The organism is Actinotalea ferrariae CF5-4, assembly GCF_000603945.1.
Classification (GTDB): domain Bacteria; phylum Actinomycetota; class Actinomycetes; order Actinomycetales; family Cellulomonadaceae; genus Actinotalea; species Actinotalea ferrariae.
Genome location: NZ_AXCW01000626.1, coordinates 1 through 303, shown reverse-complemented (window position 1 = coordinate 303; position 303 = coordinate 1). Strand labels below are relative to the sequence as shown.

The 303-nt window shown below is 65.3% G+C and carries 1 protein-coding gene; it reads right to left on the bottom strand.

The window, feature by feature from the left end; genetic code table 11:
- A partial coding sequence (locus N866_RS19520) for an IS256 family transposase (RefSeq protein ID WP_034230177.1) occupies positions 1-303 on the bottom strand: 303 nt, incomplete at its 5' end.

Genomic DNA, 303 nt, shown 5'->3' with positions numbered 1-303 from the left:
TCAGTAGGTCAGGTAGGGGTTGATGCGTTCGGGGTAGGCCACGGCGAGTTGGGCGAGGGCTTGCTTCCAGTTCGTGGTGACCTGACCCTCGACGAGCCGGCCCGATGCCTTGCGCTCGCTCGCGGGCTTGCCGCGTTCCTTGGCGCGCTCACGGGCGCGACGGTCCTCGATGTTGCAGATCGCCAGCCACAGCAGTTTGCGGGCGGCGTCGTCGGAGGGGAAGTGGCCGCGGTTTTTGGTCACCTTTCGCAGCTGGTAGTTCAGCGACTCGATCGAGTTCGTCGTGTAGATCACCCGCCGCAG